The 22,222-nt window shown below is 41.9% G+C and carries 23 protein-coding genes; 13 read left to right on the forward strand and 10 right to left on the reverse strand.

Features of this window, described 5'->3' with window-relative positions; all coding sequences use genetic code 11:
* Positions 1–100: 100 nt before the first annotated feature.
* The 6 genes from HMPREF9065_RS00645 to tldD form a co-directional block, all read right to left on the reverse strand.
* Positions 101–1,198, reverse strand: a complete 1,098-nt coding sequence (locus HMPREF9065_RS00645; protein WP_021617027.1) for an extracellular solute-binding protein — start codon at positions 1,196–1,198, stop codon at positions 101–103.
* 129 nt (positions 1,199–1,327) lie between these two features.
* Complete coding sequence (gene potC, locus HMPREF9065_RS00640) at positions 1,328–2,101, reverse strand: spermidine/putrescine ABC transporter permease PotC (protein WP_021617028.1); 774 nt, start codon at positions 2,099–2,101, stop codon at positions 1,328–1,330.
* A complete protein-coding gene (potB, locus tag HMPREF9065_RS00635; RefSeq protein WP_021617029.1) occupies positions 2,101–2,961 on the reverse strand; it encodes a spermidine/putrescine ABC transporter permease PotB in 861 nt (286 codons plus the stop codon). The genes potC and potB overlap by 1 nt, the downstream gene beginning before the upstream one ends.
* A complete protein-coding gene (gene potA / locus HMPREF9065_RS00630) occupies positions 2,945–4,063 on the reverse strand; it encodes a spermidine/putrescine ABC transporter ATP-binding protein PotA (protein WP_021617030.1) in 1,119 nt (372 codons plus the stop codon). The genes potB and potA overlap by 17 nt, the downstream gene beginning before the upstream one ends.
* 262 nt (positions 4,064–4,325) lie before the next feature.
* Positions 4,326–6,170, reverse strand: coding sequence for a hypothetical protein (locus HMPREF9065_RS00625; RefSeq protein ID WP_021617031.1), 1,845 nt, complete (start codon positions 6,168–6,170; stop codon positions 4,326–4,328).
* Positions 6,171–6,213: 43 nt separating this feature from the next.
* Positions 6,214–7,662 carry a metalloprotease TldD gene (tldD, locus tag HMPREF9065_RS00620; RefSeq protein WP_021617032.1) on the reverse strand — a complete coding sequence of 483 codons (1,449 nt, stop codon included), beginning with the start codon at positions 7,660–7,662 and terminating at the stop codon, positions 6,214–6,216.
* 270 nt (positions 7,663–7,932) lie between these two features.
* Between tldD and HMPREF9065_RS0109645 the strand changes: the two genes are divergently transcribed.
* Positions 7,933–8,268 (forward strand): hypothetical protein, encoded by a 336-nt coding sequence (locus HMPREF9065_RS0109645; protein ID WP_033002806.1) that lies wholly within the window; start codon positions 7,933–7,935, stop codon positions 8,266–8,268.
* A gap of 89 nt (positions 8,269–8,357) precedes the next feature.
* Here HMPREF9065_RS0109645 and plsB read toward each other — a convergent pair whose 3' ends face one another.
* Positions 8,358–10,799 carry a glycerol-3-phosphate 1-O-acyltransferase PlsB gene (plsB, locus tag HMPREF9065_RS00615; RefSeq protein WP_021617035.1) on the reverse strand — a complete coding sequence of 814 codons (2,442 nt, stop codon included), beginning with the start codon at positions 10,797–10,799 and terminating at the stop codon, positions 8,358–8,360.
* A 210-nt stretch (positions 10,800–11,009) separates the two neighbouring features.
* Here plsB and lexA point away from each other — a divergent pair, with 210 nt between their 5' ends.
* The 6 genes from lexA to infA all read left to right on the forward strand — a co-directional run bounded on the left by lexA (position 11,010) and on the right by infA (position 13,669).
* On the forward strand, positions 11,010–11,639 hold the full coding sequence (gene lexA, locus HMPREF9065_RS00610; RefSeq protein ID WP_033002788.1) for a transcriptional repressor LexA: 630 nt from the start codon (positions 11,010–11,012) through the stop codon (positions 11,637–11,639).
* Positions 11,640–11,808: 169 nt separating this feature from the next.
* Complete coding sequence (gene rpsF, locus HMPREF9065_RS00605) at positions 11,809–12,186, forward strand: 30S ribosomal protein S6 (protein WP_005555822.1); 378 nt, start codon at positions 11,809–11,811, stop codon at positions 12,184–12,186.
* Entirely contained in the window at positions 12,173–12,499 is a 327-nt protein-coding gene (gene priB, locus HMPREF9065_RS00600) for a primosomal replication protein N (RefSeq protein ID WP_021617037.1), read from the forward strand. Before rpsF ends, priB begins: the two co-directional genes overlap by 14 nt.
* A 12-nt stretch (positions 12,500–12,511) precedes the next feature.
* Entirely contained in the window at positions 12,512–12,742 is a 231-nt protein-coding gene (gene rpsR, locus HMPREF9065_RS00595) for a 30S ribosomal protein S18 (RefSeq protein WP_005541294.1), read from the forward strand.
* Between the two features lie 15 nt (positions 12,743–12,757).
* Positions 12,758–13,207 carry a 50S ribosomal protein L9 gene (gene rplI, locus HMPREF9065_RS00590; protein ID WP_021617038.1) on the forward strand — a complete coding sequence of 150 codons (450 nt, stop codon included), beginning with the start codon at positions 12,758–12,760 and terminating at the stop codon, positions 13,205–13,207.
* A gap of 243 nt (positions 13,208–13,450) precedes the next feature.
* Positions 13,451–13,669 carry a translation initiation factor IF-1 gene (gene infA / locus HMPREF9065_RS00585; RefSeq protein ID WP_005627617.1) on the forward strand — a complete coding sequence of 73 codons (219 nt, stop codon included), beginning with the start codon at positions 13,451–13,453 and terminating at the stop codon, positions 13,667–13,669.
* Between the two features lie 55 nt (positions 13,670–13,724).
* Here the strand turns inward: infA and lnt are convergent, their stop codons facing one another.
* The 3 genes from lnt to mepM form a co-directional block, all read right to left on the reverse strand.
* Positions 13,725–15,275 (reverse strand): apolipoprotein N-acyltransferase, encoded by a 1,551-nt coding sequence (lnt, locus tag HMPREF9065_RS00580; RefSeq protein WP_021617040.1) that lies wholly within the window; start codon positions 15,273–15,275, stop codon positions 13,725–13,727.
* Positions 15,276–15,403: 128 nt separating this feature from the next.
* Positions 15,404–16,300 (reverse strand): CNNM family magnesium/cobalt transport protein CorC, encoded by an 897-nt coding sequence (corC, locus tag HMPREF9065_RS00575; RefSeq protein WP_033002807.1) that lies wholly within the window; start codon positions 16,298–16,300, stop codon positions 15,404–15,406.
* A gap of 194 nt (positions 16,301–16,494) precedes the next feature.
* Complete coding sequence (gene mepM, locus HMPREF9065_RS00570; protein WP_033002789.1) at positions 16,495–18,024, reverse strand: murein DD-endopeptidase MepM; 1,530 nt, start codon at positions 18,022–18,024, stop codon at positions 16,495–16,497.
* 195 nt (positions 18,025–18,219) lie between these two features.
* Here mepM and znuC point away from each other — a divergent pair, with 195 nt between their 5' ends.
* The 6 genes from znuC to HMPREF9065_RS00540 all read left to right on the forward strand — a co-directional run bounded on the left by znuC (position 18,220) and on the right by HMPREF9065_RS00540 (position 22,184).
* Complete coding sequence (znuC, locus tag HMPREF9065_RS00565) at positions 18,220–18,999, forward strand: zinc ABC transporter ATP-binding protein ZnuC (RefSeq protein WP_021617043.1); 780 nt, start codon at positions 18,220–18,222, stop codon at positions 18,997–18,999.
* 4 nt (positions 19,000–19,003) lie between these two features.
* The gene (gene znuB / locus HMPREF9065_RS00560) at positions 19,004–19,789 is read left to right on the forward strand and encodes a zinc ABC transporter permease subunit ZnuB (RefSeq protein ID WP_033002790.1); all 786 of its coding nucleotides are present in this window, start codon (positions 19,004–19,006) and stop codon (positions 19,787–19,789) included.
* A 174-nt stretch (positions 19,790–19,963) separates the two neighbouring features.
* Positions 19,964–20,485: a type II secretion system protein gene (locus HMPREF9065_RS00555; protein ID WP_033002791.1), complete on the forward strand. Its 522-nt coding sequence runs from the start codon at positions 19,964–19,966 to the stop codon at positions 20,483–20,485.
* The gene (locus HMPREF9065_RS00550) at positions 20,472–21,215 is read left to right on the forward strand and encodes a PulJ/GspJ family protein (RefSeq protein WP_021617046.1); all 744 of its coding nucleotides are present in this window, start codon (positions 20,472–20,474) and stop codon (positions 21,213–21,215) included. The genes HMPREF9065_RS00555 and HMPREF9065_RS00550 overlap by 14 nt, the downstream gene beginning before the upstream one ends.
* On the forward strand, positions 21,212–21,907 hold the full coding sequence (locus HMPREF9065_RS00545) for a DUF2572 family protein (protein WP_021617047.1): 696 nt from the start codon (positions 21,212–21,214) through the stop codon (positions 21,905–21,907). Before HMPREF9065_RS00550 ends, HMPREF9065_RS00545 begins: the two co-directional genes overlap by 4 nt.
* Positions 21,882–22,184 (forward strand): DUF5374 domain-containing protein, encoded by a 303-nt coding sequence (locus tag HMPREF9065_RS00540; protein WP_021617048.1) that lies wholly within the window; start codon positions 21,882–21,884, stop codon positions 22,182–22,184. Before HMPREF9065_RS00545 ends, HMPREF9065_RS00540 begins: the two co-directional genes overlap by 26 nt.
* The last annotated feature ends 38 nt before the right edge of the window (positions 22,185–22,222 follow it).

The raw sequence follows: 22,222 nt of genomic DNA on the forward strand, positions 1-22,222 counted from the left end.
TTTCGCTTTTCATTTCCTTATCTTAGCATTAGATAAAAAAAGTGCGGTGGAAATTTATATCAATTTTCAACCGCACTTTAGGGATAGCGATGAGAACAAATTATTTCGCTGCTTTTAGCTCTTGATAATATTGTTCATAGTATTGAATCGCATCACCCACATCATCTTGCCAGTAGCTATTTTTTAATACTTCAGCTGTTGGATAGATTGCCGGATCTTCTGTGATTTCTTTTGGTAAGACTTTTTTCGCTTCAAGGTTCGCCGTTGGGTAACCAATTGCCAAGGTTAATTTTTCAGCGGCTTTCGCACCTAACATATAGTTGATAAGTTTGTGTGCACCGTCCGGATTTTTAGAGGTAACCGGAATGGCTAAAGTATCCACCCAAAGGACCGGACCTTCTTTCGGGAATACCATGTCTAAAGGTGCCTGTTCTTTTTTCGCAATACGTACGGAACCATTCCATAATTGACCCACTTCTACTTCACCGGAAATAAAAGAGTTTGCCGGGTTATCGGAGTTGAAAGAAAGCACATTCGGACGTAATTTCAACAATTCCTCATAAGCCTGTTTGATAATTGCTGGATCTTGCGTATTAGGATCTTGACCAATTTTCAATAAGGCAATGTTGAATACTTCACGGGCATCATCTAATAATTGTACTTTATTCGCAAATTCCGGTTTCCATAAATCACCCCAAGAGGTGAAATCGGTGCCTTTGTAGCTATTGGTGTTGAATGCAATACCCGGCGCACCTAATAATTGTGGAAGGGAATATTTGTTGCCTTTGTCGTAAGGCTTGTCGAGCCAATCAGGGTCTAATTCTTTAATGACAGGTAATTTGCTGTGGTCAAGTTCTTTTAACATACCTTCGCGTGCCATTTTGGATACGAAGTAGTTAGACGGCGCAATCACATCATAACCGCCGGCAGCCCCTTGGGTCTTGATTTTTGCATACATGGTTTCGTTGGATTCAAGGCTGGAAACAATAACCTTGATGCCGGTTTCTTTCGTGAACTCATCTAAAAGTCCATCCGGCACATATTCCGTCCATGTATAAAGATACACGGTATCATTTGCAGGCGCTTCAGCTTTTGCAGCTTCGGGTGTGGTTTGCGCTTGCTTGTTGTCTTTTTCGTTACAACCGGTAAGGGCAACGGCGATCATACTTGCGGTGAATAAACCAGCAAATTTTTTCATTTTTGTTTGTTCTCCGTAAAAGAGGGGTAAAAAACCACCTGCATAAAATGCAGGTATAAAAAAACGCCTTGATTGTGCGTCAAGGCGTATTGTATGTGATATTAAATTATTTGTGAAACATTATTACCGCTAGATGTCTTTGTGTTTTCTGCCGATAAATTGGCTGACGACCACGAGTAATAATGAAAGCACAATCATGATGGTTGCAAGTGCATTGACTTCCGGTGTCACCCCGGTTTTCACCAAGGAGAAAATACGCAACGGTAAGATTTCATAGCTTACACCGCTCACAAAAGATGACACCACAACATCATCTAGCGAGATGGTAAAGCTTAACAACCAACCGGAGACCACGGCAGGTAATGCAAGTGGTAGGATGATTTTGCGTAAAATCGTCACTTCGCTTGCCCCCAAATCTTTCGCAGCTTCTAACATTCTGGCATCGAAACCGTTTAAGCGGGAGAAAATAGTGACCGTGACATAAGGCAAACAGAAAGTAACATGGGCAAGTAATAGCGACCAGAAACCTAAAGAAATCCCCACAACCATAAACAACGCAAGCAACGATACCGCCATCACGATATCCGGCGACATCATCACGATAAACAACATGCCACTTACGGCTTGTTTGCCACGGAAACGATAGCGATATAAAGCAATTGCGGTTAAACCGCCGACGATAGTCGCTAAAGTTGCCGCAAAGAAGGCGATGGTGACAGAGTGAATCGCGGCTTGAATTAAAGTATCATTGTTAAACAGCCGTTCATACCAGTTCCAGCTAAAGCCTTTCCAACTTAAACCATAACGGTCTTCGTTGAAGGAGTTAGTCACCAAAATAATGATCGGGATATACAAATAAGCGTATACCACAAACATAAAGATATTACGTAGTAAACGGCTCATTATTCTAACTCCACTTTCTTATTCAATAGTTTATTGGCACGGTAGTACACAAAAATTAACAATGCCATGAGAATCGTTAAGCCGATACTGATTGCCGAACCGAATGGCCAGTTGCGGGAAATTAAGAATTCACTCTTAATCACGTTACCCACAAGTAAGACTTTCGCACCACCAAGCAAGTCCGCGACGTAGAACATGCCCATTGCCGGCAATAATACCAACAGGCAACCTGCCACAATGCCCGGCATGGTGAGTGGTAAAATCACACGGAAGAAACGTTGAAACGCATTAGCGCCTAAGTCTTTTGCGGCTTCCAATAAACGTCCGTCTAATTTTTCAATCGCGGAGTAAAGTGGCAAAATCATAAATGGCAGAAGCAAATAGACTAAACCGATGATCACCGCCACCTCTGTGTTTAGAATGCGAATCGGTTCACTCAAAATGCCCATATCCATCAACATGGTATTCAACACGCCTTTCACACCAAGGAACACTTTCATACCGTAAATACGAATCAGCGAGTTTGTCCAGAATGGCAATACCACAAGGAACAATAAGAGCGGTCGATATTTCGGATGAATTTTGCTGACCATAAAGGCGAATGGATAGCCGATCAGTAAGCAAATAATGGTGGCAATGCCCGACATATACAATGAATTCCACACCACCTGCGCATAAAGCGGATTAAACAGATTGATGTAGTTATCCAAGTTAAATGGCAAGGCATAAAAGTTACTACCATCTCGGGTTAAGAAACTTACGACTAATACCAATAAGTTTGGAATTAGCACAAAGAAAATGAGCCAACCGAAGATAATCGCAACAGTAATTTTCTGAAATTTATTATTGATTATCTTCATCGTTGAGTACAACCTCCCAACCTTCGTGCCAAGTAATCCCTACACGTTGACCAATACTGTGATCCATATGAGGATCGTCTTCATTGAAAAACTCGCTCACTAACACGCGTTTGCCGTTGTGCTCGAATTCTACGGTAGATTCAAGAGTCATGCCTTTGTAAGTGCGGTCGATAATGTGACCGATAATCGCGTTAGAATGTTCGTGTTCATCCAGCTCTTCAATCACAATATCTTCAGGACGAAGCAACACTTGAAGTTGTTGATCTTTTTCGACCGGAATATCCGTATAAATATCACAAATACGGCCTTCCACATTGGCAAGTACTACATCGTCTGATTTGCGTTCAATGACGGTTGCATCAAAAACATTAATTTCGCCGATGAAACGTGCCACAAATAAGTTTGCCGGATCTTCATAAATCTCACGCGGAGAGCCGTCTTGTGCAATTTTACCTTTACGCAATAAGACAATACGATCAGACATGGTGATTGCCTCTTCTTGGTCGTGGGTCACGAAAATAAAGGTAATGCCTAATTGGCGTTGTAATTGCTTTAATTCATATTGCATTTGTTTGCGCAATTTATAATCCAGCGCAGACAGAGATTCATCAAGTAATAAGACTTTCGGTTTATTGACCACCGCACGAGCAATTGCGATACGTTGTTGTTGTCCGCCGGAAAGCTGGGTAGGTTTACGTTCCGCCATCTCTTCCAACTGAACCATACGCAATGCCTCTAACACACGAGGTTTGATCTCGCTTTCCGGCACTTTTTGCATACGCAAACCGAAAGCCACGTTTTCAAAAATCGTCATATGCGGGAACAAAGCATAGCTTTGGAATACGGTGTTGATGTGACGTTTTTCTGCCGGCACATTGGTAATGTCTTCACCGTCCAAAATAATGTTGCCGGAATCTAATTCTTCCAATCCTGCCAATAAACGCAACACGGTAGTTTTACCACAACCGGATGGGCCAAGAATGGTGACAAATTCACCATTATTAATGGTTAAATTAAAATCGTTAATAATGGTATTGGAACCGTAGGATTTTTTGATTGAACGAAGCTCAATAATTGGCTTGTTTTGAACCGAGTTTTCCACTAGCTTTGGTTTTCTCCCTAACGTACCGAAGTTTTTCGATAAAAATTAGAAACAAATACTTATCATAAAAGATAAGCGGCGATGATAAATATGAGCTGCTAATGATATAGTGATTAGCCCCCAATGAAAAGACATTAATCACAAATTTAACTGCCTCTTTTTACACAGACAAATTAACCGCTTTTACGTTTAAACTTGCTACGTAGAATACAAAAAAATGTTCAGGTTAAATCTCCGTCAATGCAAGGCGTAATAGGCCCCATTAAGGGGCATGAATAATCACAAAAGAGGCGTCATCGCCCTTGGTAACCCAAAGCACACTCGTCTTGCCGGCATTTTCTTTCGGCAATTCAATGGTGGTTTCCCCTTTCTCATTGGTTGCTTGTGCCTCTATTTCTTCTGCCGTTGCCGTCACGAGACGAATGGTTGCGCTCTCAATCGGTTCACCGGTGGCTAAGGATTTTACCTTAACGACATACTTACCACTGTCCTCCATCTCCGTTGTCACGTCAAAATCGGTTAAAACAAGCAAGCGATAGTCCGTCAATTTGTCTGTCACCTGATCGATGTCATTTTTGACCGCACTTTCCACTTCCGTTTTCCCTGCTGGTACAGGAACTTCAGCTTTTAACCAAAAAATGCCTTTCGGAGGTAGTCCTTTTTCAGCTAAATCCACGGAAAGAAAATCAAAGTAACGTGGATTTTCACCTTCGGTATGTAACGTCTCTGTTTTGAAAAGCGTTGTTTTTTCCGGCTTAAATATAGCCAAATCTGATGGTCGAAGAGATGGCGCGCTCCAATTAATCATTGAAAGTACTTGTGTTTTCGATAATGGTGCAACATCTAATATTACACTTTGCGCATTACGTATTTTTAAATTAATTTTGCTATTCCAGTATTGCGGAAGAAGATCATCTTGACCGACAAACTCCACATGATGCGGATAATGAGGTAAGCAAGCTAAACTGCCTAATGGATCTTTAAAACGATAGCCCCCTTTTGCGGTGAACTCATTATTTAAAATAAAATACACGCAACGTTCTTCCGGTACGCTCAGACGAAAAGCCGTTTTTGTCGTATAAGATTGCCCCTCACCAAGAAGCTCCGGCTTAATCACCTCGCCCTGCAACAGGGCAGATTCATTTAATTTTTCATAAGACCACGTTTCACCTTTCGGCAAAGCCGGCAGTAACACCGCAACCAAACTATCCGCAATATCCTCTTCATTCACTTCGTTGTTAAAATGCAGTGTTAGCACCTGATCAAGGACATCTTCCTCATCATTTACAAAAGAGAATGTGCTTTGTGTATTTTTCAAACTAAATTCATTCGGAATAGCAATTAGGGGAATGCCAACATCTTTATCCAATGTATTTCCGCCTAATTTCGATTGTAGTGACTTCAAGAGGCTAATTTGCACAAACTCATCCTCTTGTGTTGCGAGCGCTAACGGCTCAGAACGAATCCACGCTTCAAGCTGATTGTCAGAATAAGTGACGTAAAAAGGCAACGTTTTTATTAGCGTAGCCTCTTTTCCCTTCGGTTGTTGAACTAACTTAAATTCAATGGCGTGTTCCAGCACTTTCGGATCGACCGGATGAGAGAAAACAATATAACCCACTGCATAATGCTGTCCCGAAATAGCATCTTGAGAAAATTCCCCTTCCGCACGGACGACACTAAAGGGCACTGTTTTGACCGTTTGAGGTTGGGTAACTTCCGGTGCATAGGATAAGCTTGCGTTAAGTAGTTGTCTATCTAGTGTCACCTGATATTCTTGCCCCGCCGCCCAATCTTGCGCCGGCAAAAAAGCCAGTGCGTGTTCATTTTCCCATGTCCACTGCCCTTTCACTGATGGAAGAAGCTTAATGCCCTGCGCAATAGGTGCTTTTACTTGATTCGGTGCAACAATATTTGCGCTAAAATCAATCACTAACGGTGCAATTATTTCTCCCCCTTCAGCCTGATACTGTGTTGGTTGAATCGGGTTTAACGTGATTTTAACCCCATTAGGATCGTTAAATTTTTGCTCTTGATGCCAGTAATATCCACCACCGGCAATCCCGCATACCAGAAGTCCCAAAAACAAATATGTCGATTTTTTCATTTATTGATGATCTCCGCTATTTAACAATGCGATATTGCGTATATTAATTCGTTCCGCCGACCGTAATTTGATCGATTTTCAATGCCGGTTGCCCTACACCCACCGGCACACTTTGTCCTTCTTTACCACAAGTGCCAACACCATGATCCAATTCTACTTCATCAGCAACCATGGACACATTTTGCATCACTTCAATGCCGCTGCCGATTAAGGTTGCGCCCTTCACCGGCTTAGTGATTTTGCCTTTTTCGATCAAATAAGCCTCTGAAGTAGAAAATACGAATTTACCGGAAGTAATGTCCACTTGGCCGCCGCCAAAGTGCGGTGCAAAAATGCCGTGTTCTACGGACGCCACTAAATCCTCAAATTTGTCTTTGCCTGCCAACATATAAGTATTGGTCATGCGTGGCATTGGCAAATGGGCATAAGATTCACGACGACCATTACCTGTCGGTTGCACGCCCATCAAACGGGCATTCATTTTATCTTGCATGTATTTCTGCAAAATACCGTCTTTAATTAGCACGTTATGTTGGCTCGGCACACCTTCATCATCAACGGTGACTGATCCTCGGCGATCCATTAAGGTGCCATCATCCACAATCGTGCATAAGGGCGATGTAACTAATTCGCCGATTTTGCCGGTAAACAATGAACTTTCTTTACGATTAAAATCGCCTTCCAAGCCGTGCCCTACTGCTTCATGTAATAACACACCCGGCCAACCTGCGCCCAACACCACCGGCATTAATCCTGCCGGTGCCGCCACCGCACCTAAATTTACCAATGCTTGACGCACCGATTCCTTCGCAAAATAGACCGCTCTTTGCTCACCTTGATAGCTTTCAAAGAACCACTCTAAGCCGAAACGACCGCCTGCGCCCGCACTGCCACGCTCACGCTTACCGTCTTGTTCTACCAACACGGAAACCGATAAACGAATGAGTGGGCGAATATCTGCCGCCAAGGTGCCGTCCGTGGCGGCTACCAACATTTCTTCATACACCATACTCAAGCCGGCATTCACCTGCACCACTCGTGGGTCTTCCGCACGGGCAGTTCTATCGACCAAACGCAATAATTCAATTTTTTGCTCTTGGCTTAAGCTGTATAACGGATTAATAGGTTGATAACGCAACGGTGCGTCCACCGGATTAAATCTGACCGGCAGAATAAAATTACATTGAGAAGGTTGTGCAATACCGCGCACTGCTTGGGCGCATTGTTGTAAATTGGCTAAATTAATTTGGTCAGAATAGGCAAAACCGGTTTTCTCGCCACTGACTGCACGCACGCCCACGCCGCGATCAATATGAAATCCGCCCTCTTTAATAATCCCATCTTCTAATACCCAGTTTTCATCCTGACTCAACTGAAAATATAAATCGCCATAATCCACGTTGCGTTGCGCTAAGGTATCAAACAGATTAGACAAATCTGATAATGCTAAATTATTGCGAACTAATAGGGAGTCGGTCACTTGCTTTAACATGAAATCACACTCAAAAATAAATCAAAAACATAAAAAAATTGCTGAGAATTATAGCGAATTTCTACCTAAAGCAAAAAGAAAAGTTAGCAAAATAAAGAGGATAAATTCATTCTCATGAAAAACGGGCTTAAACTTTTTGAGGTATTCTCTTTGCGTGAGATCAAGTTTTTTTATGATTACTCACCGGATTACCATGTTTGTAGTATGGCTCATTTCATTTCACGTTTTATACTCCTCCCCACCTTTATTACAGCAACGTATAAAAAAATCATGGAAAATCCATTTACTGCTAACTGGACATCAAAAGGTCATACGCTTTGTTTAGGTCATTGGGAAATCAGTTATAACGGACTGCCTCTTACACTTCCTGCTGAACGACGGGATAAAGATATGGGAACACAAAATATTTATAATTTCATGGATCCCGAAGATGAACTTTATTTAGAAGGCTTAGATGAAAATGATTGGATACTCGCTAACATGGATTGGTTATCTGATTTATTTATTCAATACAATATTCCATTAGAAGAAGAGTATATGCGGGCATTTTACCAAGCCGTAAATCCAGAGGATTGGCGTTGTGGTAGCTGTGGTGGGTGTATTTAGATAATCAATAAATAAAAAATCAATTAGCGCACCAAACGTCCGATATCATAATCAGGCTTCTGGCGGCTAATTGATGTTTATTACTTTAGTTAATTCTCATCCTGTTCTTTTTCTTCCACTTTCGCCACCGCCCCGTTAATCGTTAGACAAATCTCAGTAGAAATTAAATGCGTTAAGATCGTCGCTAATTCCTGTAGTTTTTCCGTATTGGCTGTGCCACTTTCATTGAAATAGCCTTGTTCTTTTAAACTATTCGTAAAAGCAGAGAAAACCGCTTTATCAAAAAATTCCGGTGCATTAATGCCATGCAGAACAGACAAGCGTTGCGCCACAGACTGACTTTCTTTTTCCAAATTCGCACGAGAAATCAATGGATTATTTTGCAATAAGTTCACGGTGATGTAGTAACGTTGCAAAATTTCACGCACACCGGCAGACCACAATTGTAGCATCCGAATATTCGGCTTATTGATAGTCAGCATATTTTCACTGTGTTTAATAATATTTTGCCGTTGAAATTCTTGAATAATCTGCTCTACTCGCTCGGCAATTTGTGCTTCTTCATTAAAATGCAGGAATAATTCACTTCGCAAGAACGGATAAATTTTCAATACACTATCCAGCACTAAGGTTTTTTGAATCGCCTCATAATGCAACACAATGCTGGCAACCAATGATGGCAAGACAAAAAGGTGCTGGATATTATTGCGGTAGTAGGTCATTAATACAGCAGAAGAACGTTCCAAGCGAACAATTTCACCAAAATTGTCTTTTTCCACCAAAATACCAACGCGATCCAAACTTAATACATGATCAAGCATAATTTCCGGTTTTTCCGTTGGAATCACCACATCATCGGAATATGGCACGTTTTGTAAGAATTGTTGATAACTGGCAAGCTGCTCTAACAATTGCTCGCGAGACAGCGCACGTTGTCGGGAGGATAACAACGCTGTACCGGTTAAGTTCATGGCATTCACTGCTGCCGCTTTGTTAATATTTACCATCACTTGATGAGAGACCGCGTCAACCGCTTTGTTAAACCATTGTGGGCGATCTTCCAATGGAGCTTTCCATTCCGGGAAATGCTGGTTCAAATAATTGCTTAAAGTAATCGGCTCACCAAAATTCACATAACCTTTGCCCAAATTGCGTAACTTTTTGATCACACGTAACACTAAACCGGCATTTTCTTTTTCTTTTGCTGCTCCACGCAGCTCTTTTGCATATGTGTCCACTTCTAAAACGTGTTCATACCCCACATACACCGGTACGACAGAAATCGGTCGGGTTTGTTGCTGCTGTAAGGCTTGAAGAGTCATCGACATCATGCCGGTTTTTGGCGCTAACAAGCGACCGGTACGGGAACGCCCGCCTTCAATAAAGTATTCCACAGAATAACCACGATGGAACAATTCCGCCAAATATTCACGGAAAATGGTGGAATACAAGCGATTGCCTTTAAAGGTACGACGAATAAAGAACGCCCCACCACGGCGGAACATGCTCCCAACTGGCCAGAAATTTAGGTTAATTCCGGCGGCGATATGTGGCGGTACCAAACCTTGGTGATATAACACATAGGAAAGCAAGAGATAGTCAATATGACTACGATGGCAAGGCACATACACGATTTCATGCCCCTCTAACGCTAATTTCCGCACGCGATCAGCATTTTCTACATCGATACCTTGATAAAGTTTATTCCATAACCAACGCAAGAAACGATCTGCCATGCGTAAGCCTTCATAACTCACATTGGCAGCAATTTCATCTAAAATTTTTTCGGCTTCTTTGTAGGCTTTTTCTTTACTGATATTTTTGCTTTTCGCTTCATCCTCAATGGCCGCCAATATCACCGGTTGTTGCAATAGTTTATTAAACATCGCTTGGCGATTAGGCAAACGCGGGCCAGTCGCAGAAATCCGCTGCTTGGCAAAGTGTATTTTTGCCACGCGGGCAAGTTTTTGTGCGATTTTCTGATCGAAGCCATGCTCACGCGTCATGTGACGCAAAGATACCGCTTGAGAAAAACGTACAAAAGTATCCCGTCCAAACCAGAGCGCTGCGATGGTTTTTTGTAGTCCGTTTAACAAACGCAAATTCGGCAAGCCGGTTTTGTCTTCGCGTCCCGGCGCTCTTCCCCACAAAACCGAAACCGGAATGAGTTGAACATCTAATTCTGGCAAAGTGCGGTGCAATTCCAAATAGTTATTAAAGATCGTGATGGTTTCTTTCTTCGCACCTTTGGATTTAAAAAAGCGCCGTCCTTCATCTAAAAAGACAAAACGTGGCAAAACACGCCCATTAATTTCATTTTGCTCCAAGGGATCCGGTAAACCGACACTCAAACAGTTTTTGCGGAAAATCACAAAGTCGGTTTCAGAGGTGTAAGGCAACACATAAACGACAGGTTGCGCAACATTCAGTGCTAATTCTTCAATAGGGTGATGTGGAATCGGATTATTTTTTACTAAAATCGACAATGGCAACTCGAGCAATTTTCGATAAGCATTAAGAAAACTCGCCATAATAAATGTCCTTGTTATAACGTCATATCACTAAAAGGTTGTCAAACTTGCGCTAGTTTAGCATAAAAATTTTACTGAATTAGTGACCTACGACACAATTCTCAGATAACGTCATCATTCGCGTTATCTTTTACCAAAGAAAAGATTGCACTGCTTATTTTTCTGTATATAATACCAGTTATTTATGTATATATGAACAGGATCGATATTATGAAACCACTCACAGCCCGCCAGCAAGAAGTCTATGATTTTCTTAAACATCATCTGGAAACCACAGGTATGCCACCAACGCGAGCGGAGATTTCAAAAGAGTTAGGGTTTCGCTCTCCTAATGCAGCTGAAGAACATTTGAAGGCTTTGGCGAAAAAAGGTGTCATTGAAATTGTTTCTGGTGCATCACGCGGCATTCGTCTTTTATTGGAAGATAATCATGCAGAAGAAGAAGAACCCGGCCTCCCCCTCATTGGTCGCGTTGCCGCCGGTGAACCGATTTTAGCCGAACAGCATATCGAAGGTACATATCATGTTGATCCTGCAATGTTTAAACCACAAGCGGATTTTCTGCTCAAAGTGTATGGGCAATCCATGAAAGACATTGGTATTTTAGATGGCGACTTACTAGCAGTGCATAGCACAAAAGATGTGCGCAATGGTCAAGTTGTGGTTGCTCGTATTGAAGATGAAGTGACAGTAAAACGCTTAGAGCGTAAAGGTTCGATGATTTACTTGCACGCTGAAAACGAAGAATTTGCCCCAATTGTCGTAGATTTAACCCAACGTCCGCATTTTGAAATCGAAGGTATCGCAGTCGGCATTATTCGTAATAATGCTTGGATGTAAAAACGTCCAAGGGGAAAAAACACTGAAAAAAATGACCGCACTTTTATTGCAAAAACTCGGATTCCGTGTATAATTTGCGCCCTCAGTCACGTCCGAATAAGTTCCTTGCTTCCACAAGATTGGTGACTGGTCTTAACGTTGGAGGCTGATTAACCCGTAAGGAGCAGTAATGCGTCACTACGAAATCGTGTTTATGGTCCACCCGGATCAAAGCGAGCAAGTACCAGGGATGATTGAACGTTATACCGGTTCTGTAAAAGAAGCCGGCGGTCAAATTCATCGCCTAGAAGATTGGGGTCGCCGTCAATTAGCATACCCAATTAACAAATTACATAAAGCACACTATGTGCTTATGAATGTAGAAGCGCCTCAACAAGTCATCGACGAGCTAGAAACGACTTTCCGTTATAACGATGCTGTATTGCGCAGCCTTGTTATTCACACTAAGCACGCCGTAACCGAAGCGTCCCCAATGGTTAAAGCAAAAGATGATCGTAAAGCTTTAACTGAAGTTGAATCCAACGATTTTGAGGATGCTGAAGAGTAATTTGAACATTGATAATCGTTTATCCATTATTGGTGTTGTCACTAATAATCCTAAACGACGCAAAAGCCCGAACGGAATCGAACATTGCCAATTTTTATTGGAACATCGTTCGAGCCAGCAAGAAGCAAATTTAATGCGACAAGCCTGGTGTAAAATGCCCGTTCAAATCAGTGGCAATCAATTAGTAGAAAAAACTCAAGGCATTACGGTCGGCAGTAAAGTATTAATTCTAGGTTTCTTAACCACCCATCAATTAAATAATGGGTCAACACAATTAGTCCTACATGCCGAGCAAATCGAATTTATAGATTAGGAGACTAGCCAAATGGCACGTTATTTCCGTCGTCGTAAGTTCTGCCGTTTCACAGCGGAAAATGTTGTTGAAATCGATTACAAAGATATCGCTACATTAAAGAACTACATTTCTGAAAGCGGCAAAATTGTACCAAGCCGCATTACCGGTACTCGTGCGAAGTACCAACGCCAATTAGCTCGCGCAATCAAACGCGCACGTTATTTAGCGTTATTACCTTACTCTGATACACATCATCACTAAGAAGGGGAAGGTCAAATGCAAGTAATTCTTTTAGATAAAATTGCACACTTAGGTAAAGTGGGCGATCAAGTCAATGTGAAATCTGGTTTCGCACGTAACTACTTAATCCCACAAGGTAAAGCAGTTATGGCAACCAAAGCAAACATTGAACATTTCGAAGCACGCCGTGCAGAATTAGAAGAAAAAGCAGCTCAAGCATTAGCTGCAGCTGTTGACCGCGCAGCACGCTTAGAAGCATTAGGTTCTGTAACCATCGCGTCTAAAGCGGGTGACGAAGGTCGTTTATTCGGTTCTATCGGTACTCGTGACATCGCTGATGCAATCACTGCAAAAGGCGTTGAAGTGGCGAAAAGTGAAGTGCGTTTACCAAACGGTTTAATCCGTACGCTTGGTGAACATGAAGTGACTTTCCAATTCCATGGTGAAGTCTTCTCTCACTTAAACGTTGTTATCGTTGCTGAATAATTCAGTTTTACGAAAAAAAGCCCGGTTTAATGCCGGGCTTTTTATATCGGCGTTATCACAAGTTTGATTCCGGTCATGTTTAAAAACGATGAATCATCCAAAATGAAATTTAAGCAAAGCGGATTGTCCGGATAAAAACTTCCTTGTTTCCAATAAAAACGGTATAATTCGCACCGAATTTTCATATGAGATCCCACCAACAGATGCCGGCGGGAAAACCGATTAATTATTTTAGAGGATAAAATGGCAAAAGAAGATTGCATTGAAATGCAAGGTACAATTCTGGAAACCTTACCAAACACCATGTTTCGCGTTGAGTTAGAAAACGGCCATGTGGTAACTGCACATATTTCGGGCAAGATGCGTAAGAACTATATTCGTATTTTAACCGGTGATAAAGTCACCGTAGAAATGACACCCTACGATTTAAGCAAAGGCCGCATCATTTTCCGTAGCCGTTAATGTTCGCCTCACCGAATCAACAAAAACACCGGATATTCTCCGGTGTTTTTGTTTTTTAAGTTGTTGGATATTGCATCTTTTTCAAAATACGACGCTGAACAAATCCACCCAAGAAATGTAGCAAGAAAAAGACCGCACTTAGAATAAATAAAGGAGTATCACCTAATACGGCATAAGGCGTTTTGCCTTCTGTCGGCGCGATCTTATGCGTAAGTACGGTTTCCACAAATTGTGGTGCTTGCGCCACGATTTCCCCTTGTGCATTAATAAATGCGGTAACACCTGTGTTCGTGGCACGAATGACAGGCTTACCAAACTCTAATGCTCGCATTTGTGCCATTTGCAAATGTTGCCATGGGCCAATGGAATTGCCGAACCACGCATCATTAGAAATGGTTAAAATGAAATTGGAATCCGCTACCTTATTTTTCTGTAACTGCGCACCCAAAATAATTTCATAACAAATCGCCGCTGTGAAATTAACATTTTTGGCTGAGAGTGGTTTTTGAACAAAATCACCACTTTGAAAAGCTGACATCGGCAAATTAAACACTGTTCCAAGCGGACGTAAAAGGTTTTCTAACGGTACATACTCGCCAAACGGCACTAAATGATGTTTATTATAGCGGTTAGGCGTTTTTAGCTCATAAGGCATCGCTTTATTACCAACTACCGCAATAGAATTGAATAATTTACCCACAGACTCATCACGATAAATCGTTCCAATCATCACTTCTGTATTCGTTTTTTCCGCTATGGATTGGAGCATTTGGAAAAATGGTTGGATATTATTTTCATAAGTAGGAAATGCCGCTTCCGGCAAAATAATTAAATCTGTTTTCCCCAAATTATCGCCAATCAATCGTCCATACTTTTCCATGGTTTGAGACAAATAATTCGGATCCCATTTTAAATTTTGCTCAATATTGCCTTGAACTAAGGTGATATTCACGGCTTTTTCAGGGATGTCTTGCACATATTTTGCTTTGGACGTATAGCCGGCAAGCAAAGCAACAACGGCTAGAATCAAGACATTCGCCACCACCATCGTGATCTTGCGTGGTGCGCTTAGCCATGCAAAAACGCCATTAAAAATGACCGCACTCACAAACATCGTAAAAAATGTTAATCCGGTAACACCAAAAATCGGTGCAATGCCTGCAAAAGGACTCTCAATCTGCGTATAGCCAAACTGCAACCAAGGAAAACCGGTGAAGACCCAACCGCGCAGGAATTCCGTAAACGTCCACAATACCGGATACATCACTGCTCGTTGCACTTGCAGACGACGTACCAAATAGGCAAATAGGAGCGGATATAAAGATAAATAGGCTGCCAACACAACCACTAAGAAATAGCTTACCACCAGAGGTGCATCGCCGAATTGATGAATACTGACGTGCAACCAATTGACGCCAAATGTGAAAAAACCTAAGCCCCATAAAAAGGCAGAAAAAAGTGCGGTGGATTTTTGTGGCGTTTTTATTGCCCAAATTAATCCTAATAAGGAAACATAAGATAGCGGCCAGTAATTGAAAGGTGCGAAGGCAAATACGCCAATAACACCGGAAAATAGTGCGATAAGGTAAGTTAAGTATTTATTCATCACGCAAATGGCGTACGCCTCCCAGCATACACCCCTAATATGTTGTTATTGAATGAAATAAACGGCACGCGTTAGAAAAGCGCGTGCCATCGTTAAAGATATAATGAAAAATCAAGTTAAAATGAAAACTATTCGATAATCTCTTCTGTTTTTTCCTTCTCCGGCAGGTGTTCATCCGGCACGGTAACACGCAACTGGATAATGCGTCGGCTGTCGGCAGACGTCACTTTAAAGTGGAGATTTTCCAACGTAATTTCTTCGCCACGTTTCGGTAAATAACCAAAGGCCTGCATAATCAATCCACCGATAGTATCCACTTCTTCGTCAACAAATTGCGTGTTAAATTGCTGATTAAAATCATCAATATCCGTCAACGCGCGCACAGCATAAGTGTGACGGGAAAGCTGACGAATATCTGCCACATCTTCTTCATCAAATTCGTCTTCAATGTCTCCGACAATTTGCTCTAATACGTCTTCAATGGTAACTAAACCTGAGACGCCACCAAATTCATTCACGACAATGGCCATGTGGAAACGTTCGGAGCGGAAATCTTTTAGCATTCTGTCCACACGTTTACTTTCCGGCACAATCATTGTCGGGCGAATAACATCAAGCAGATTAAATTCTTCTGCACTGGCACGTAAATATTTCAACAAATCTTTGGCGTGCAAAATGCCGACAATATTGTCGCGATCATCTGCGTCTTTAATCACCGGAAAACGGGAATGCGCTGATGCAATAATGACATCCAAACAGGAATCTAAATCCTGCTCCGCTTCAATAAAGACAATTTGAGAACGCGGGATCATGATATCACGCACGCGCAATTCGGCGATTTCCATCACGCCCTCAATCATTTCGCGGGTATCTTGATCGATTAAATCGTTTTGTTCGGAATCACGAATAACTTCCACTAAGTCTTCACGATTTTTCAGTTCGCCTTGGAAAAAGCGCCCGAAAAGAGATTGGAAAAAGGATTGTTTACTGGCTTCAGGTTGATTGCTCGAGTGTTCTTCGTTCATAAAAAATTTAATCATTACCGTCGGATTGACGAATAAAAAGTACCATATTTACATTCAAAGCGCAAAAATAAGCATAAAGTTCGGTGATTTTTTATAAGAAATTTGTCCTAGGTCACAAATTCATTTAAACATTCCGCATGCTCCCTCTACGCTTACCTTGCTTGTTTAATTTGCCATTTAATCCACACACGAATTTAGCGTAACGCGCGTTCAACTTCTGCCGCTTTAATTAAAAACGCTTTACGTTCTGCTGTGGTCATACTGCTGCTAGCGCCGGGAAGTTTTACCGTAATCGGATTGACCGGACGCCCGTTAATATGAAATTCATAGTGCAAGTGCGGTCCTGTTGACCCGCCGGTATTCCCCGATAGCGCAATTCTTTCCCCTTTTTTGACCGTTTGTCCTGCTTTCACTAAAGGACGGCTCAAATGCATATAAACGGTTTGGTATTCACGCGAATGTCGAATCACCACATAACGGCCGGCACCACGGGCTTGATAAGCAATTTTTTCTACTGTGCCATCTGCCGGCGCAATCACCGGTGTGCCTGTCGGCATAGCGAAATCTACCCCCTTATGCGGAGCAATTCGACCGGTAATCGGGTGGCGGCGAACAGGGTTAAACGGTGAGGAAATCCGTGCTTGACGTTGCAATGGGTAACGCGCAAAACCTCTGCCTAAGGTTTCACCTTGGCGATTATAATAACGCCCGTTATCAGCTTGGATCGCATAATAGCTCTTACCGTTACTGATAATGTGAATCGCCTCCACATTTCCCTGACCGGTGAGCTTGCCATCTAAATATTCACGAGAGACCAAAATGGAAATTTTTGTGCCTTTACTTAGCTGTTTTAGGCTCACTTGCCACTGCAAGGCGGAAAATAACTGATAAATTTGGCGACTTTCCAGTCCCATGCTCTTCAAACTATTCACAAAAGACGTTTCCATGCTACCGCGTAAAACATCCCGCTTCCATGTGCTTTTCTTTTCGATAATTTGTCGTTTAAATTGTCCGCTTGCTTGCAATTCGTAAGTATGCTCTTTCTTTTGAGAAACAAGCCAGTTCAAATATTCTAATTTTCCATCATTATCCAAAATCCAGTAAAACTGTTGCCCTGCCTGTAAATGCTTTAATTCGGGATAGGCTTCGGTCAACTGCTTGCCGGTCTCATCATCTAATCCGGAAAGCTCCAAGACATCCTTTAATGTCTCCCCTTTCACAACGGTGTGGCTGAATTGTTCTTTAATCCGAATAGCCTGATCGGCTACATCTAAAATATTCGCCACCGCATCTTTAGCATCATTCGGCAACCCCTCTAATCCATCAAATTCATCATGGGTTGTGACTTCTTCCGCTTCATCATCTTGCCCAAGGTCGTCCTCATAAGAGGTTGCATTATTATCTTCGGTATTCAACCCACGAGTATCCGCAAGAATTTGTGAGGATTGCAAGGTTTCATTCGCAAATGAGGTCGTATAGGCAGATGCGGGATAGAGTGCATCAGCGAGAATGTCTTGAAATTGATTTGTGCTTGAAGTGAGATCATTCGTCATGGAAGAATCAAGATGAAGAGGATAAGCCATGGTTTCCGCTTTATCGGAAGCACTGTCGTTTAAGCGTAAAAAAACACCAAGCGCAATTGAGCAAATCGCAATAAAAAAAATAACGGCTTTTATACGAGATTTTCTTTTACGGCGATCTCTAGCCAACATAATATACTGCACAGCACCAACTTCCTTTACAACAAACCCTTCATCAGAATAGTAGTTACGACCACATGAATAAAAAAAAATTCATCAAAACATAAATTAAAATGAATCTCGTCATTATACACGGAAATTTGCGTTCAACTTGTTAAACTTCAAAAAATAAGTTATTTTTAGCGCAATTTTTCCTCAAAACAAAATGCCAAAATTCATATGCAAATCAATGCAATTAAATTGCCTTTAGTTGAATTAAAAAATATTAATGTGAAATACGGGCAACACGTGGCGTTAAGCAACATTAACTTGACGGTTTATCCCAACTCCATTATTACCATTGTCGGTCCAAACGGTGGAGGTAAATCGACCTTATTGAAAGTCTTGCTAAAATTGCAACAGCCCACGTCAGGTCAAGTCATTTATAACAAACATATTCATATTGGCTATGTGCCGCAAAAAATCCATTTGGATCATAATCTTCCCATCACTGTGGAGAAATTTTTATCCCTAAAAAAAGGCATTGGACAACAAGACATTCAAGAAGCAATGACGCGCTTGTCGATTACCCATTTAATGCACAACAGTATGCAAAAGCTCTCCGGTGGCGAAATGCAACGGGTGCTATTGGCGCGAGCGATGTTAAATAAACCGAATTTATTGGTCTTGGATGAACCGACTCAAGGGGTGGATATGACCGGTCAGGCAGAACTCTACCAGCTGATCAATCAAACCCAAAAGCAACTTAATTGCGCCATTTTAATGGTATCCCATGACTTACATATTGTGATGGCAGACACCAATGAAGTGCTTTGTGTCAATCAGCATATTTGCTGTGCCGGCACGCCGGAAACCGTGTCTAATGACCCGACGTTTATTCACTTTTTTGGCGATCAATTTTCTAAAAACATTGCAGTTTATACCCATCATCACAATCATCGTCATGATATGCATGGGGATATCTGCAACATGGAACCCAAACACTCCCACGCAAGGTAATATGATGTTTGATATTCTTTTTCCCGCTTGGCTTACAGGCATGATACTTTCGCTCATCACCGCGCCCCTCGGTGCTTTTGTCGTTTGGCGAAAAATGGCTTACTTTGGCGATACCCTGTCCCACTCTGCCCTCCTTGGCGTGGCATTGGGTATTTTCCTGCAAATTAATCCGTATATCGCCATTCTCATACTGACCCTATTGCTTTCCGTTGCGATGGTTTGGTTGGAAAACAACACGCAATTTTCCGTCGATACGCTACTTGGCATTATCGCCCACAGTTGTCTTTCAATCGGCGTGGTAACCGTCGGCTTACTGCAAAATGTGCGGGTAGATTTAATGTCCTATTTATTCGGCGATCTGCTTTCCATTAACTACGAAGACTTAATTTATATCGGCATAGGTGCTGTCATCGTGCTTGCCACATTATGCTATTTTTGGAAACCACTCATTTCCACCACCATCAGTCCTGAACTGGCACAAGTGGAAGGCATTAACGTAAAAAGAATGCGCTTTATTCTAATGATCCTCACCGCATTAACCATTGCGTTAAGTATGAAATTTGTCGGTGCTTTGATTATTACCTCGTTGCTTATTATTCCTGCCGCCACCGCCAAACGCTTTGCCCGCACACCGGAAAGCATGGTTGTCATCGCCAGTATCATCAGCATGATTGCTGTCTCCATGGGCTTAACCTTATCCGCCTATTACGACACCGCCGCCGGTCCCTCAGTGGTAATCTGTTCTACTTTCTTATTTTTATGTGCATTACTGAAAAAAGAGCAAAACTAAAAATCGCCCCAAAAATGACAGCACTTTGATCGGCAACCTATTCTTATTTTCTCTGCGCATGATGCTTCTCATGCACGAAAGATACGGTTTTGCGATAGGGATCGCAAAATCACATCGTAAGCTTTCCTTTTGATGATTTCACTGGCTAAAGTGCGGTCAAAAAAAGGAACGTTTATGCAAAAGGGATTCACCTTATTGGAAAGCTTGATTGCACTGCTTGTGATAAGTATTCTGTTAACATTGGCACTGCCTACATGGCAACACTATCGCCAACAGTCAATTTTGCAGAAAGAGCAACAAAAGCTGTATATCTTTTTACGCCAAATTCAAGCGCGGGTAGAAAATTCATCGGACATTTGGTTTTTAATTGCCAATCGTCATCAAACGACGGGACGTTGGTGTCTCACGGCGCAAATTAAGCACGATAAGCTATGTGATTGCTTAAACCCACAACATTGCCCCACGGAAGTTTCCGCCTATTTTTATTTTCCCGCCTTTGAAGACACTTTGTTAATCAGCAAACGCTACTACCCTTTTGAAATTACAAGGTTAAGCGGCATTCGCAACACAGCGTCCACCGCCTGTTTTGTGTTACAAGCCAACCATCAACGAACCCTCTTTTCATTTTTTAATGTGGGCAGTCTGAAATTAAAAGATAACCAATCCTTAAGTGCTTGTGTGAATGATGAAGAATAGCATGACGTTAAAACAAAAATGTGTTTCAGGGCAAAGCTTGGTGAGTTTAATGCTTTCGATATCCCTTTCTTCGTTTTTATTCTTGGTGATTTTGCAGTTTTATAGCCAGCATCAACAGCAAAATCAGGAAATGCTTTTGCGTCTGCAGTTACAAACGGAGCTACAACGTGTGATTCAGCTCATCGGAAAAGATTTAGCGCGTGCAGGGTTTCGCGCGGTGAGTGAAAAATTAGCCCAAAACAATTTGTCCTTATTTGAACAACCGAATCCGCCTTCGGCAATCACTATCGCACAAATGGAGACAGAAAATAGCAATAGCTGTGTTCTCTTTTTCTATGATCTGAATGTGAATGGCTGTATTGGCGGACGATACAAAGGCAATACCTGTCTTGCAAACGAGAAAAATGCCACCAAAGAAATTGAACGTGAATTATTCGGTTATCGACTCAATAAGAAAATGGTAGAAACCCGTTTAACCTATAAAAGTGCGGTCAAACAAAATTGCAGTTTTGAAGATTGCCAACGTTATACCCAACAATCTGCCTGTAATCACGGCGGCTGGGTGGATTTGTTAGATGAAAAAGAATATGAAATTTCTGATTTCACTTTTACTTGGTTAGCGGAACAAAAAGGCGTTGAAGTGCGTTTAATGGGAAATTTAAAACAGAATAAAAAAATCACCTACGAAACCGCCATCGTTGTGCCCTTATTAAACCGAGAAGAACCATGACAACACCCCAACGCGGCATCATGACCCTCACCTTACTGATATTACTCAGCGGATTTTTGCTGATTGCCATGCTGTTTAACGATGATCTCCTGCGTTTATATTCCGCCATTGCCGCTCAGCGGCATCGGTATGTGGAACAACAGCTCACCTTGCAACAACTTAGCGTGCATGAGAAAAAAACGCGCTGTGAACAGCTTTCCACGCAAGAAAACGGTGATACGTTTCTCTTGACATTTCGGCTGGAGAATAATCCATTTGCCGATGGCTTAAGCCATTATGCGTGGTGTCAACGGGATAAGTTATTTCAAAAGCAACCGGTGCGAAACCAACATGAAAAATTGTTTGACCAGTTTATTTCCAAAGAAGGGCTTGCGCTTTTTCGTCAACAATTACAGTCTCCACCGCTAATTTTAAGCAAGTCGTCGCCTGCGGCATTGTATTGGTTCACGGCAAATGAAACCGACTGGGAGATTAACAAAAATGTGAATGCGGTGATTGTCGCCGAAGGCGATTTACACATTCGAGGGCAAGGTAAAATTAGCGGTTCGATCATTACCAAAGGGCGATTGACGTTAGATGAAAATATTAAAGTGACTTATTCCAAAAGTACGGTTACTCAGATCGTGCAACAATACAGCCGTTGGCGCTTAGCAGAGAAGAGTTGGTATGATTTTGTCGTTCCCAAAAATTAATCAGAAAGGCATGAGCTTGCTGTCCTTGTTAGTGACCTTATCTATATTCAGCGGGCTTTTCCTCACGTTTAACCAATGGGGAAATTTACAACGCAAAAGTGCGGTGGAAATTTATCAACGTTTTCAAGCCATTCAAATTGCTGAGAATCAACATCAACGGCATTTTCTTGGGTTGCCTTGTGAATCGAACGTGCTACAGAATCAAATTCGTTTTCGCGTTACGTGCACGCAAAATCAGGTCACGGTGAAATATCCTCGCGGTGAAATTAGTTTATAATAGCGCAACTTATATTTAGGCTTATTTCCGGAGGCGGC

Origin of the sequence: Aggregatibacter sp. oral taxon 458 str. W10330, from assembly GCF_000466335.1 — a bacterium.
Classification (GTDB): Bacteria; Pseudomonadota; Gammaproteobacteria; order Enterobacterales; family Pasteurellaceae; genus Aggregatibacter.